The organism is Rickettsia asembonensis, from assembly GCF_000828125.2.
Lineage (GTDB): Bacteria > Pseudomonadota > Alphaproteobacteria > Rickettsiales > Rickettsiaceae > Rickettsia > Rickettsia asembonensis.
The window spans coordinates 1-12707 of the sequence record NZ_JWSW01000086.1 but is presented as its reverse complement, the minus strand read 5'-3'; the positions used below and the strand labels follow the sequence as shown (position 1 = coordinate 12707).

The window sequence follows — 12707 nt, the reverse complement described above, 5'->3', positions numbered from 1 at the left end:
ATGAGGATGAATGAATATTTTTAATAATAATTTACACGAAATGGATAAAGAAATTAATGAAATAATAAAGTATGAAAAGGCACGTCAAAATAGCGTAATTGAGCTTATTGCATCAGAGAATTTCGTAAGCCCCGCAGTGCTTGAAGCTCAAGGATCGATTCTGACTAATAAATATGCTGAAGGATATTCCAGCAAACGTTTTTATAACGGTTGTGAGGAAGTCGATAAAGCTGAGAATTTAGCTATAGAGCGAGTAAAAAAACTCTTTAACTGCAAATATGCAAACGTGCAACCTCATTCAGGCTCACAAGCAAACCAAGCCGTGTATCTTGCTTTATTACAGCCTGGTGATACAATTCTTGGTATGTCTTTAGATAGCGGCGGGCATCTAACGCACGGTGCAGCCCCGAATATGTCCGGTAAATGGTTTAACGCCGTTTCTTATAGCGTAAATAAAGAGACTTATTTAATCGATTATGATGAGATTGAATGCTTAGCGGATTTGCATAAACCAAAATTACTTATAGCCGGTTTTTCTGCTTATCCTCGTAGTATTGATTTTGCCAAATTTAGAGAAATAGCGGATAAAGTAGGAGCTTACTTTATGGCAGATATTGCTCATATTGCAGGACTTGTTGCCACAGGCGAGCATCAAAGCCCTATTCCTTACGCTCATATTGTTACCTCTACCACTCACAAAACGCTCCGAGGACCACGAGGCGGTTTAATTTTATCTAATGACGAAGAGATAGGTAAAAAAATAAATTCTGCGTTATTTCCAGGCCTACAAGGCGGTCCGTTAATGCATATAATCGCTGCAAAAGCCGTAGCTTTTTTAGAAAATTTGCAGCCTGAATATAAAAGCTATATTAAGCAGGTAATAAGTAATGCTAAAGCTTTAGCAAGTAGCTTGCAAGGAAGAGGATATGATATATTAACAGGCGGTACCGATAATCATATTGTTTTAGTAGATTTGCGTAAAGACGGGATTACCGGAAAGCTGGCTGCTAATTCTTTAGATAGAGCAAGGATTACATGTAATAAGAATGCTATCCCGTTTGATGAAACTTCGCCTTTTATCACTTCAGGTATTCGTCTTGGCACTCCGGCATGCACTACTAGAGGATTTAAAGAAAAGGATTTTGTATTAGTCGGTCATATGGTAGCAGATATTTTAGACGGCTTAAAAAATAATGAAGATAATGGTAAAGCCGAGCAAAAAGTACTAACTGAAGTAACAAAACTAATTAAATTATTTCCGTTTTATGACTAATTTAAATAAACGACCTGATTGGATAAAAGTAAAAGCTCCTAATTCTGCGGAATATTATAATACAAAAGATTTAATAAAGAATCTGAAATTAAATACTGTGTGCGAGGAAGCTGCTTGTCCTAATATCGGTGAGTGCTGGTCAAAAAAACATGCAACCGTGATGATTTTAGGTTCGGTTTGTACTAGAGCCTGTAGGTTTTGTAATGTCAAAACCGGTAGACCGGATTTACTTGACCCGCATGAGCCGCAAAGGTTAGCAGAAGCGGTACAAAAGTTAAATCTTAAGCATGTAGTAATTACTTCCGTCGATCGTGATGATCTTGATGATGGCGGAGCTACGCACTTTGCACAGTGTATTAGCGAAATTAGAAAATCATCTCCAAATACTACTATTGAGATTCTAACTCCTGATTTTTTAAGAAAAGAAGGAGCAGCTGAAATAATAGCTAATTCAAAGCCTGACGTCTTTAATCATAATGTCGAAACAGTCCCGTCTTTATACAAAACGATTAGACCAGGGGCTAGATATTATAATTCTTTAAGCTTACTTCACAATATCAAAAAATTATCTCCTGAAATTTTTACAAAATCCGGTATGATGGTAGGGCTTGGAGAAGAAATAAGTGAAGTAATACAAGTTATGGATGATTTAAGAGAAGCAAAGGTTGATTTCCTAACTATCGGGCAGTATCTGCAACCTACCAAAAATCATGCTGAGGTCGCAAAATATGTTACTCCCGAAGAGTTTAAATATCTAGAGCGAGTAGCAAAAACAAAAGGATTCTTGATGGTTTCGGCAAGCCCGCTAACCCGTTCTTCATACCATGCCGATGAGGATTTTCAAAAATTAAAAGAGAATTACCGGCAGCGTCATTGCGAGGAGGCATTGCCCGCGTGAATCAATTTCACCTCTGTCATCCTGTGGCTTGACCTATAGTACCGAACAATTTTTAAAAAACTCTCGATGTCATCCCTGTGAAAGCAGGGATCCATGCTAAAAAAACCTTGATTTCAAAGATTTTTTTATTAGATAATTTTTTTTCAAATAAAGCTTTTTTAAAGCTCGATTTATCTCGCTTTATTTTGGATTCCTGCTTCTGCAGGAATGACATAAAGTGAAAATTGTCCGGTACTATAGGTCAAGCCACGGGGTGACAGTGAAAAGTACTGGATTCCCGCTTTTGCGAGAATGACATTGATGTGATAGGATTAAGAAATGATAAACATAGAAATAGCTAAAAACTACAACAAATGGCGTGAGCATAAGCAGATAAATAAGAGTTTAATCAAAAAAATAACTCAAAATATTTTATTGCGGTTTGATAATTTTAGTAAAATAAAACAATTTGAATTATCAATTTTACTAACAAATACTGCAGAAATATTGACCTTAAACAAACAATTTCGTAATATAGAAAAAGCTACTAACGTTCTTTCTTTTCCAAGCAACGAATTAAATTGGCAGGATTTATATTCTAAACTTGAATTTTTAGGCGACTCTGATTATATGTATTTAGGTGATATAGCATTTTGTTATGAGGTAATATATAATGAATCGTGCGAGCAGCAAAAAAATTTTGAGAATCATTTTATTCATCTTTTAATACATAGTATTTTACACTTAATTGGGTTTGATCATCAAAATGACACAGAAGCAAATATTATGGAAAATCTAGAAATTGAAATATTATCATATTTCGGTATTTCTTCCCCTTATTAACTAAATAAAAAAATTTATGTTAAAATCTTCAAAAAAAGAAGATTCTAGTAAAAAAAATCAAAATAATAAGTTAATTTTTACTGTACGAAAATTATTCTCTCCGATAAAAATTTTTTTTAGAAAAACAAAAACGCCTGATAATTTTTTTGGTGTCATAAAACGCCTTAAAATTAATAGCCAAAAAATGACTTTAGACGAGCGTAATATTTTAGCTAATTTATTGGAGCTAGAAGATAAAACTATTGAAGATATAATGGTACCGCGTTCCGATATTGCGGCAATAAAATTAAGTACGAATCTAGAAGAATTAAGTGAGTCTATTAAGTTAGAAGTTCCACATACACGAACTCTTATATATGACGGTACTTTAGACAATATAGTAGGGTTCATTCATATCAAGGATTTGTTTAAAGCATTGGCTACAAAGCAAAACGGTCGTTTAAAAAAGCTTATACGTAAGCATATAATTGCAGCTCCTTCTATGAAATTATTAGATTTGCTAGCAAAAATGCGTCGTGAGAGAACACATATTGCAATAGTTATTGATGAGTATGGCGGTACTGACGGTTTAGTTACTATTGAAGATCTTATAGAAGAAATAGTAGGGCGAATTGATGATGAGCATGATCAGCAATTAGATAGCGATAATTTCAAGGTTATTAATAACTCAACAATTATTTCAAATGCACGTGTTGAAGTAGAAGTGCTTGAAGAAATAATAGGAGAAAAGCTAAAAAATGATGATGATGAGTTTGATACGATAGGAGGACTCGTATTGACTAGAGTCGGTAGTGTTCCGGCTATCGGTACTAGAATAGATATTTCAGAAAATATTGAAATTGAAGTTACGGACACAACTCCTCGTTCTTTAAAACAAGTCAAAATTAGATTAAAAAACGGCTTGAATAGTAATAAAATTTAATCTTAAATAAATATGAATTTATAGGTTATCTGTAAAGTTATTTTAATTAATAATTAAAGAGATTTTATAGCGGAAATTATAAGTTTTTTATAGAAATAGCTGTTCCTATTTTAAAAAAACTTATAATTTGCAGCAAAAAAGAATTTAATTTATTTATTATATTTCAGCTTGTGCTTCATTTCCTATCAGTTCCATCGGACTTTCTTGCGAAGTTGCTTCCGTATAATGCTCATATGCTAGAATAGCTCCCATTGTTGCTACTACACCGGCACCACATTTGAGAATAAAAGCTGGAGATTTAAGTAAATCACCTGCTATCACATAAATTCCAACAGCACACGCTCCTACTACTGCAAGCTTACCATACCAAGGGGTTGTATTATCGTTTACTATATCATTGATTATTTCTTTAAGCATAAATATAAATCTATTAATTAATATTAAATTTTAGAAGTATAATATATAACTAAATATTAATTAATTGTCAATGATAATTACCACGAAACATGGTAAAATGTAATTTTATAACATTATTTTTGTTTGACTTAGCAGAGAAATTTGAGTTAAATATCGAAGCTCTATACATAAAAATTATCGTTATGAATGAATTACATATTAAATTACAAAATTACAGTAGCACATATCCTGAAGAAATTGTTACAAAAACAAAAATGCTTGAATTTTTAAATAAATATGACAACCCTTTTAGCCGAGATTTACAAATAGGGCATTTCACTGCTTCAGCTTTTTTACTTAATAATGATAAAACGAAATTTTTATTGATGCACCATAGAAAGCTTGATAAATGGCTTCAACCAGGCGGTCATTGTGATGGAGATAGTAATATATTAAATGTAGCGGTTAAAGAAGCTATAGAAGAATCCGGAATTAATGAGATTAAAACGATAAATAAGGAAATTTTTGATATAGACACCCATTATATTCCGCAAACTCATAAGGAGCCTGCTCATTATCACTATGATGTACGATTTTTACTAAAAACAGTAGATAATGATAATTTTATAAAAAACAACGAATCGAATGAACTTAAATGGTTTAACTTTTCTGATTATTCAAAATTAGATATTGAGCTAGAACGTTCCGTTACTAGAATGATAGAAAAGTTTATGAAAATTAACCATCCTGCTTGTTAAATATAAATTATTTCTCTATAATGGCATTTTTTAAATAAAATATAAATCAAATGCCATTATCTAGAATTTTTTCATTCCGTAGTAAGAATAAGGAAACTAACACTCCAAAAAACCTCAAAATTACGCATCTAAAGCCAATTTAATGAGAGTGGAAATGCAAACTCTCTAGCCGGCGAAGTTGTTACTATTAAACTTAATGATCAGTCTCATAATTTATAAAGAGTGAAAAAGTTGTTCTAACTTCATTTAAACCGCCTTCTTCTCAAAGTAAAGACGAATTTGATCCTATCTTAAAAGATGTTGAAAATATTTTAAAGGATTTTGAGATTTTCTTAGATAATATAGATACTAAAGCTTTAGGAGAGATTGATTCATAGTAAAATCGATAGTTTTATGTAGGCTCTCAATGTCATTCCTGCTTGGATACTGAAGGTCGTCATTGCGAGGAGCGAAGCTTTGCTGCAATCCAGGAAATAATTAAAAAAATTCTGTAAATAAGAGTTTTTAACTGGATTGCTTCGTCAATTATTTCGTAATTTCCTCGCAATGACGGATAAACAGGTCCAAGCAACAACGTCTTACTGCTTCCGTAGGAATGACAATCATTATACTATTTTTTGATATTCAAAATATATTTTCCTTACTGCATAAATCCACGCTAAGCATACAAAAGTAAATACTACCATTAGAATCGGTGAAATTGAGGTAAAAGTAGCAGTCGGAACTAAGGTAAAGATAATAGATTGTACAAGACCGCTAGAGGATTTGCCGACTTTCGCACTTATTACGTCAACCGCTGCTTTGCCTTTGGTTTTAAGTTCATCATCAAGCGGTATATATAACATTTCTCTAGAAGTATCCCATATAGAATATTTAGTACCTTTAGCTAAAATATTTTGAATACCGCCGATTGAAACGGCAAGAGCAAGCGGTGACATTAAAATTGCTCCATCAAATAATGATAAAATTTGTTGATCAAATACGATAAGTATAAAGAACAAAATGCCGGTCACCATTATTATAACTGGTGAAATAACTGCTGCTACAAACCAGTTGTGCATACGCATAACGTTATTACCGATGATGGTCATAACCATTATTGCAACGCCTGTCCACAGTATATACAGACTGTTAAATTCAGCATAGGTATTTACAGTCGGATATAATTCCTTAATTTTTGCTTTCCATACGGCTTCGACTAAGTTAATAGCAAATCCGAAAGCTGCCGAACAAATTAAAAGTAGCCATAAATATTTTGATTCCGCAATATATTTAAAGCTTTTAATCAGTCCCATACGTTCTGAAGTTGATCTACCGCTTTTTGCTTTAGCATAAAATAACGGATTAGTAAAAACGTTCTTGCTAATAAACCTAACTAACACACAACAAACAATAGCAACAATTGCTACAATTGTCGTGGATACTTGAACTAAAGTGATTTTACTATCCGAAATACTCATAAACTTCTTAATAATAGTATCTTCCGATGATAGATTCATCATTAAAAAGCCGACTAATATTAAAGAAGAATTGCCAAATAGCGAAAAGAGGGTATAAAATCTTTTTGCTTCTTCGGTAGTAGTAAGTTCATTAGCAAACTGCCAAAATAATAATACGTAAAAAATATTAGGCCAAAGCTCGGCAAGGCTATAATATACTATATAACCCCAATTACCTACTAATGAGATATACCACTTAAAATGAGGATAGCGTCCCATCCAGTCAGCTAAATTATCGGGATGTACGTGAAAAATATGGATATTAGGATAGATTACAAAAGCAAATAAAACAAAAAAGCTGATGAAAAATGCACTTAAATAATAAAAGATCTTCTCAAAAGTAAGATGATTAATCATTTTAGCATAAATAATCACAAATAAGGCCGCTGCGGGCGTAACGCAGTAAACTTTAGCAAAACCTGCTATTTCTGCACTAATCTCGGAGATTAAAATACTGTCTTTTAAAATCCGTAAAATATTTTGATTGAATAGAATGCAAAACATTAAGGCACTCATCGGAATAAACTTTCCGAGTTCGTAATTATGCACAGGCCAAAATGCCGCTCTGAATTTTCTTTTAAACGATCGTGACGGTGAGGTACTTAGCATTATAAAGCCCTAAGGACAAAAAAAAAACTTAAGCACTTTAGGCTTTATGAAAATATATTTACAGGTAGCATCTGAAAGATGGTATACTGTTTATTACACTCTGAAGGTGCTGAAACTTATATAATGTATTTAGTCTTTTGTCAAGGATTATTAACATAAAATAATATATTTACAATGCAAAGTAACGATAAATATCAAGAATATTTTGATCTCTATAATAATTATATAAGGACCCATAATTTAGGTAATAAATATTTAGAATCCGGTAAAATAGTAATGCAAACAGAGCATTATAGGGTGTTGTATTACTCGGTGTCATCCCGTGGCTTGTCCACAGGATCCAGTAATAAAAAATACAAAAAGCTCGATTTATCTCGCTTTATGTTAGATCCCGTGGACAAGCCACGGGATGACACTACTTTCCTAATCATTCCTTCTATCTTCAACTCACCGGAAATATTTTTTTTAGCTCGTGACAAAAATTTTATTGAAAATTTGAGAAGCTATGGTGCAGTTTATTTAATAGATTGGCTAGAGATTGAGGAACCTAAATATTTACTAGATGACTATGTGCATAAAATAATTGAAGTAATAGATAGTTTGAAAATTAAGGACATTAATTTAATAGGTCATTGTATCGGTGGTAACCTTGCGATAGCTGCAAAAATACTTATGCCTAAATTTATAAAAACTCTGACTTTACTTACCTGTCCGTGGGATTTTTCTCATTTTTTCTATATAAGAATGTTGAATCGATATTTAAAACTAGATAGCGGCATAGAAAATTTACCGATAATTCCTAAAATTCATATACAGATTTTATTTTTTCTTTTATTCCCTGATTATTTTAATGCTAAATTAAAAAAATTTTTCTCTATAACTTCCTATAAGGAGCAAGAATTAGCGTTTAGAATAGAACATTGGCTTATGTCGGGTAATAATATATCTAAAGGGGTTTATAATCAAATTATGCAAAATATATTAGATGAAAATATGTTTATAAATCTTAAATGGAAAATCGATAATTTTATTATTGATCCGAGTTTAATTGATTATCCTGTATATATAGTAGCAGCTGAAGATGATCAAATAGTGCCTAAATCTTCCATTTTATCTTTGCAAAAATTATTAAAAAACTCTAAACTTATAGAGGTAAAAGGCGGACATATTAGCTATTTGATAAATGATAAACTAACAGATTTATTTAAGGAGTACACATTATGACAAAACCGGTTTATATAACTCATGCGAAAAGGACGGCTTTCGGCTCGTTTATGGGTAGCCTTAGTACAACAGCTGCACCTATGCTTGCTGCTCATTTAATAAAGGATATACTGCAAAATAGCAAAATCAATCCTGCTTTGGTAAATGAGGTAATACTTGGACAAGTAATAACAGGTGGTAGCGGGCAGAATCCGGCAAGGCAAACTCTGATTCATGCGGGGATACCGAAAGAAGTGCCTGGCTATACGATTAATAAAGTATGCGGCTCAGGTCTTAAAAGCGTAGCACTTGCAGCAAATTCGATTATGACTGGTGATAATGAAATAGTTATAGCAGGTGGGCAGGAGAATATGTCGCTCGGTATGCACGGTAGCTATATCAAAGCAGGAGCTAAATTCGGCGATATTAAAATGGTTGATCTAATGCAGTATGACGGACTAACTGATGTATTTTCAGGAGTATTTATGGGAATTACTGCCGAAAATATCTCAAAACAGTTTAATATTAGCAGACAAGAGCAGGACGAATTCGCCTTAAGCTCTCATAAAAAAGCAGCTAAAGCACAGCTAGCAGGAATTTTTAAAGATGAAATCTTACCTATTGAAGTAACGATTAAAAAAACTACTAGTTTGTTTGAACATGATGAAACGGTAAGACCTGATACCAGCCTTGAAATCTTAAGTAAATTACGTCCTGCTTTTGATAAAAACGGTGTAGTTACTGCCGGTAATGCTTCCTCAATTAATGACGGTGCGGCATGTCTTATGGTAGTTTCCGAAGAAGCTTTGAAAAAGCATAATTTGATGCCGCTAGCTCGGATTGTTTCTTATGCTTCAGCCGGTGTTGATCCAAGTATTATGGGTACTGCCCCCGTTCCTGCCTCCCAAAAGGCTTTAAGTAAAGCAGGTTGGATCGTTAATGATTTGGAAGTTATCGAGGTTAATGAGGCGTTTGCTGCTCAAAGTATTTATGTAAACCATGAAATGAAATGGGATATAGATAAGGTTAACATAAATGGCGGTGCAATAGCAATCGGGCATCCGATCGGGGCAAGCGGCGGACGAGTTCTTATAACTCTGATACACAGCTTGCGAAGAGCTAAAGCTAAAAAAGGCTTAGTCACTTTATGTATCGGTGGCGGTATGGGTATGGCTATGTGTGTTGAATCGGTTTAAATGTGCATTTAATCGCCAGCGAATTATTTAATAATTCGCTATTCATATATTTTATTATGCACGTTAAAGAGGAAGGCTATATTCATCTGAATTGACTATAGTTCATTGTAATATATATCCGATCTAATATCTCTACAACCTAATAATGCATCGTTACAGTGTGTTATTGTACTTATAAACTCATGAAATGTAGAAAAATTAGAGAATGCCTCCGGTTCATAACTCTCCCAATAATTTTCTGCTTCTTCTATATTATTACAAACACACTTTAGCTTTTGACCAAAATATTTAGTAATATTCCCTAAATTTTTTGCCCAACTCCATACCATAAAATAGTTAGGATTAAAATCAGTAGGATCTATAGAGGAGTTAGTTTAAAATGCTTCAATAAATTAGAAAAGTTATTTATGAGTTTATGAGAGGCTAACGCTTCATTGGGTACGTAATTCTCATCATCAAATTTATGAAATATTTTTAATCTTTTTAGGCATATAGGTATCTCTTTTGCAAGTTCCACATAACGAGAAGATGGAAATTGTGTATTATAAAAGGTATAAGTTTGATTGATTTTAAGCCATTCCTGGTCATTATTTATTATTTGTGCATCTTCATTGAATATGCATCATTCCCATCAATTAAACAAGACCATATATAACTTAAGGTAGTTAGTTGCATGCTTGGTAACCAGTTTATAGGATTCCAAGAAGACCAAATGCTAGACACTATATATTTAATAATTTCCTTATTATTTTGCATTTATTATATCCTGTTTGGGTTAAGGAAATATATTAAATGAATTTGTAAAAGATAATAAAGTTTTATTAAAAATCATTAATAATTTGGCGATAATTGTGTTAATTATACACATCTTTATATGCTGTAAATAGTAACATTAAAAAGTTGTTTACTTCTTCTAGTTTCATACTTAGGATATTTCTATTTTAAGTATAAACTTCTTTTTATGTACAATCAATCCGATGAACAAATCAAATCTATTTTAGATGTATGGAAGATTATTGAACTTTCTACTCCTCCTAAAAATAAAACTTTAAATAGTTACTTCGCTTATGCACAAAAACATACTACTCAGCAAAAAGAGTTTTATAAAGAAATTAATAAAAAAGACTCTCTTTTTCTGTTACAAGATGCACCTTTTGAAAAATTTAATAAGGAAAAATTAAAAGCAGAATTACCGGATTATGACATATGTGTTCATTGGCATCTATATCTTAGTTATTTAAATTGGACTGAAGCTGAAATTGCTATTGAAGAAAAAATCAATGAATTATTTAATGTAAAACCTAAAATTTTGTATGGCTCTAAGAACCGCAAAACCCTGTATTAACTCCGGTCGTTGCACTAACGCTTGATGAAGATATGAATCTTATAGATAACTCAATGGTTATATCTACCGGTGCTTATGTTCTAGGTAAAGTTGTACGAGTAGGGTTTTCAGAAAATGATTTTGAAGATTTGATTGAGTTTGAAGATAATAGTGCTGCATTAATAGTAAATGCATTAAAAGATTCTTTCGACAAAACCGGTCAACAAAAGAAATTTAATTTAGAAAGAGTTAATTATATTGCTAATTTTATAATTAGTGAATTAAAGATCGATGGGAAATTTTTACTCAGTAATCCTGAAATATGCGTTAGAAAAATAACTTATAGAAAACTTAGGAAAAATGAAAAAACTAAAAATGCTTATACTAATCAAACAGTAACAGATAATAATTTAAAAGAAGATACTAAAAAGGAATTAGGTTGGGCTCCTGCCTCGGCTTTAGAAATGTTTAATAGTTTTTTTCTAAAACCTCTTGATTTAGTACGCAATAATATTGATAAATTTACTGCAAATTCTCCAATTACTAAGGAAGTGTTGAGAGATAAGGAATTAAGCAGAGAATTACAGGACTTTATCTACATATGTAGTACTATGTATTTAATAAGTATTTAAAATGATGCATAGTTTTAGATACTGTAAGGAGGTAACGATGGTGGTCAGGTTATTAATTTAATTATAATTAATGAACCGTGCCCCGGTGTGTTACTCCTTACTTCATTTGGTTCCGAACAATCAATAGAGCAAGTGGTTATTTACGATCAACCATTAAGATCAAGTGAATAACACCTTAGCTCGTACATAGGACAGGAGAGAAAAACATGACAAAGCATATTTTTATAGGTATCGATGTATCTGAAAATACTTTAGACGTTTGGTTACACCCATTGAATAAATATAAAGTTTTTGATAATGATCAAAAAGGAATTAAGGAGCTAGTTGAATATATAGCGGATTATAATATAGCTAAAATTGTAATTGAATCTACTGGTGGACTTGAATATAAAGCAGCAAAAACCTTACAAAAAACAGGCTATTTGGTATCAGTAGTTAATCCTTATTTTACATCAGCATTTAGAACTATGAGAGGTAAGTTTACAAAAACTGATACTATTGATGCACAAATGTTAGCATTATTTGCAGAAAAAATTAACCCTGAGTCTAGAAAAGTAGCGAATGAGATAGAAAAAGAATTAAAAGAACTTACATCTAGACGTAACCAATTAATTACTATGATAGTATCTGAACGCAATCGCTTACGTAGAGTTACTAATCAAAAAATAATTAATAGTATAAATAATGTTATTGATTTACTTAATAGCCAAAAGGAAGAAGTAGAAAAGCTTATATTACATCTTATTTTAAATCTAGAAAGTTACAAAGAAATATATAATTTACTTATTACTATCCCAGGTATTGGTTCTATTATAGCAATAACCTTAATTACAGAATTACCAGAGCTTGGTAATTTAAATTGTAAACAAATTGCTTCTTTAGTAGGGGTAGCATCTCACTGTAAGGAAAGTGGGAAAATACGATTTAAAGCAAAAACTAAAGGTGGTAGAAAAACAGTACGGGCAGCATTATATATGGCAGCTGTTACTTCTGTAAGATGTAATTCCGCCGTTAAACCTTTTTATAAAAGACTTGTGGAAAAAGGAAAAGCCAAAAAATTAGCTCTTACTGCTGTAATGCGAAAGATAATAATTATTATCAATAATATTGTTAAAAACAAACGACCTTGGCAGGAACAATATAAACAAATTATCTTGACTTCTTAAACACAATCA

Annotated in this window: 15 protein-coding genes; 10 read left to right on the top strand and 5 right to left on the bottom strand. The window is 32.0% G+C overall.

Annotated features, from left to right (window positions below; genetic code table 11):
* The first annotated feature begins 10 nt into the window (after nt 1-10).
* Both glyA and lipA read left to right on the top strand, forming a co-directional pair.
* Nucleotides 11-1273, top strand: a complete 1263-nt coding sequence (glyA, locus tag SB78_RS06840; RefSeq protein ID WP_041078258.1) for a serine hydroxymethyltransferase — start codon at nt 11-13, stop codon at nt 1271-1273.
* Nucleotides 1266-2171, top strand: coding sequence for a lipoyl synthase (gene lipA, locus SB78_RS06835; protein ID WP_041078256.1), 906 nt, complete (start codon nt 1266-1268; stop codon nt 2169-2171). The genes glyA and lipA overlap by 8 nt, the downstream gene beginning before the upstream one ends.
* A gap of 52 nt (nt 2172-2223) precedes the next feature.
* On the opposite strand, the gene SB78_RS10320 is transcribed toward lipA, so the two are convergent.
* Nucleotides 2224-2385, bottom strand: a complete 162-nt coding sequence (locus SB78_RS10320) for a hypothetical protein (protein ID WP_199402707.1) — start codon at nt 2383-2385, stop codon at nt 2224-2226.
* Nucleotides 2386-2489: 104 nt separating this feature from the next.
* Between SB78_RS10320 and ybeY the strand changes: the two genes are divergently transcribed.
* Together ybeY and tlyC are read left to right on the top strand one after the other, a co-directional pair.
* On the top strand, nt 2490-2993 hold the full coding sequence (gene ybeY, locus SB78_RS06830) for an rRNA maturation RNase YbeY (protein ID WP_041078254.1): 504 nt from the start codon (nt 2490-2492) through the stop codon (nt 2991-2993).
* A gap of 16 nt (nt 2994-3009) precedes the next feature.
* Nucleotides 3010-3915, top strand: a complete 906-nt coding sequence (gene tlyC, locus SB78_RS06825) for a hemolysin C (protein WP_041078252.1) — start codon at nt 3010-3012, stop codon at nt 3913-3915.
* Nucleotides 3916-4071: 156 nt separating this feature from the next.
* On the opposite strand, the gene SB78_RS06820 is transcribed toward tlyC, so the two are convergent.
* A complete protein-coding gene (locus SB78_RS06820; RefSeq protein WP_052458467.1) occupies nt 4072-4332 on the bottom strand; it encodes a hypothetical protein in 261 nt (86 codons plus the stop codon).
* Between the two features lie 305 nt (nt 4333-4637).
* Here SB78_RS06820 and SB78_RS06815 point away from each other — a divergent pair, with 305 nt between their 5' ends.
* A complete protein-coding gene (locus tag SB78_RS06815; protein WP_277361001.1) occupies nt 4638-5069 on the top strand; it encodes an NUDIX hydrolase in 432 nt (143 codons plus the stop codon).
* A gap of 605 nt (nt 5070-5674) precedes the next feature.
* On the opposite strand, the gene tlc5 is transcribed toward SB78_RS06815, so the two are convergent.
* Complete coding sequence (tlc5, locus tag SB78_RS06810) at nt 5675-7177, bottom strand: GTP/GDP exchange transporter Tlc5 (RefSeq protein ID WP_041078250.1); 1503 nt, start codon at nt 7175-7177, stop codon at nt 5675-5677.
* Nucleotides 7178-7351: 174 nt separating this feature from the next.
* On the opposite strand from tlc5, the gene SB78_RS06805 reads away from it, so the two are divergent.
* Nucleotides 7352-8401, top strand: a complete 1050-nt coding sequence (locus SB78_RS06805; RefSeq protein ID WP_041078248.1) for an alpha/beta fold hydrolase — start codon at nt 7352-7354, stop codon at nt 8399-8401.
* Nucleotides 8398-9576: an acetyl-CoA C-acetyltransferase gene (locus tag SB78_RS06800; RefSeq protein WP_041078246.1), complete on the top strand. Its 1179-nt coding sequence runs from the start codon at nt 8398-8400 to the stop codon at nt 9574-9576. The genes SB78_RS06805 and SB78_RS06800 overlap by 4 nt, the downstream gene beginning before the upstream one ends.
* A gap of 95 nt (nt 9577-9671) precedes the next feature.
* Here SB78_RS06800 and SB78_RS11285 read toward each other — a convergent pair whose 3' ends face one another.
* Complete coding sequence (locus SB78_RS11285) at nt 9672-9905, bottom strand: hypothetical protein (protein WP_241773674.1); 234 nt, start codon at nt 9903-9905, stop codon at nt 9672-9674.
* Nucleotides 9906-10170: 265 nt separating this feature from the next.
* Nucleotides 10171-10332 carry a hypothetical protein gene (locus SB78_RS09810; protein WP_158510086.1) on the bottom strand — a complete coding sequence of 54 codons (162 nt, stop codon included), beginning with the start codon at nt 10330-10332 and terminating at the stop codon, nt 10171-10173.
* A 205-nt stretch (nt 10333-10537) separates the two neighbouring features.
* Between SB78_RS09810 and SB78_RS06790 the strand changes: the two genes are divergently transcribed.
* The 3 genes from SB78_RS06790 (at nt 10538) to SB78_RS06780 (ending at nt 12698) form a co-directional block, all read left to right on the top strand.
* Entirely contained in the window at nt 10538-10921 is a 384-nt protein-coding gene (locus tag SB78_RS06790; RefSeq protein WP_052458466.1) for a hypothetical protein, read from the top strand.
* A 32-nt stretch (nt 10922-10953) separates the two neighbouring features.
* On the top strand, nt 10954-11532 hold the full coding sequence (locus tag SB78_RS06785) for a hypothetical protein (protein ID WP_041079605.1): 579 nt from the start codon (nt 10954-10956) through the stop codon (nt 11530-11532).
* A gap of 206 nt (nt 11533-11738) precedes the next feature.
* A complete protein-coding gene (locus tag SB78_RS06780) occupies nt 11739-12698 on the top strand; it encodes an IS110 family RNA-guided transposase (protein WP_041079561.1) in 960 nt (319 codons plus the stop codon).
* Nucleotides 12699-12707: the final 9 nt, after the last annotated feature.

What these genes read in the sequence shown, in the direction of transcription:
- SB78_RS06785 (WP_041079605.1), top strand. Translation starts at nt 10,954, where the DNA reads ATGAATCTTATAGATAACTCAATGGTTATATCTACCGGTGCTTATGTT.
- SB78_RS10320 (WP_199402707.1), bottom strand. Translation starts at nt 2,385, where the DNA reads ATGTCATTCCTGCAGAAGCAGGAATCCAAAATAAAGCGAGATAAATCG.
- SB78_RS06820 (WP_052458467.1), bottom strand. Translation starts at nt 4,332, where the DNA reads ATGCTTAAAGAAATAATCAATGATATAGTAAACGATAATACAACCCCT.
- SB78_RS09810 (WP_158510086.1), bottom strand. Translation starts at nt 10,332, where the DNA reads ATGCAAAATAATAAGGAAATTATTAAATATATAGTGTCTAGCATTTGG.
- lipA (WP_041078256.1), top strand. Translation starts at nt 1,266, where the DNA reads ATGACTAATTTAAATAAACGACCTGATTGGATAAAAGTAAAAGCTCCT.
- SB78_RS06790 (WP_052458466.1), top strand. Translation starts at nt 10,538, where the DNA reads ATGTACAATCAATCCGATGAACAAATCAAATCTATTTTAGATGTATGG.
- SB78_RS06800 (WP_041078246.1), top strand. Translation starts at nt 8,398, where the DNA reads ATGACAAAACCGGTTTATATAACTCATGCGAAAAGGACGGCTTTCGGC.
- SB78_RS06805 (WP_041078248.1), top strand. Translation starts at nt 7,352, where the DNA reads ATGCAAAGTAACGATAAATATCAAGAATATTTTGATCTCTATAATAAT.
- SB78_RS11285 (WP_241773674.1), bottom strand. Translation starts at nt 9,905, where the DNA reads ATGGTATGGAGTTGGGCAAAAAATTTAGGGAATATTACTAAATATTTT.
- tlyC (WP_041078252.1), top strand. Translation starts at nt 3,010, where the DNA reads ATGTTAAAATCTTCAAAAAAAGAAGATTCTAGTAAAAAAAATCAAAAT.
- tlc5 (WP_041078250.1), bottom strand. Translation starts at nt 7,177, where the DNA reads ATGCTAAGTACCTCACCGTCACGATCGTTTAAAAGAAAATTCAGAGCG.
- ybeY (WP_041078254.1), top strand. Translation starts at nt 2,490, where the DNA reads ATGATAAACATAGAAATAGCTAAAAACTACAACAAATGGCGTGAGCAT.
- glyA (WP_041078258.1), top strand. Translation starts at nt 11, where the DNA reads ATGAATATTTTTAATAATAATTTACACGAAATGGATAAAGAAATTAAT.
- SB78_RS06780 (WP_041079561.1), top strand. Translation starts at nt 11,739, where the DNA reads ATGACAAAGCATATTTTTATAGGTATCGATGTATCTGAAAATACTTTA.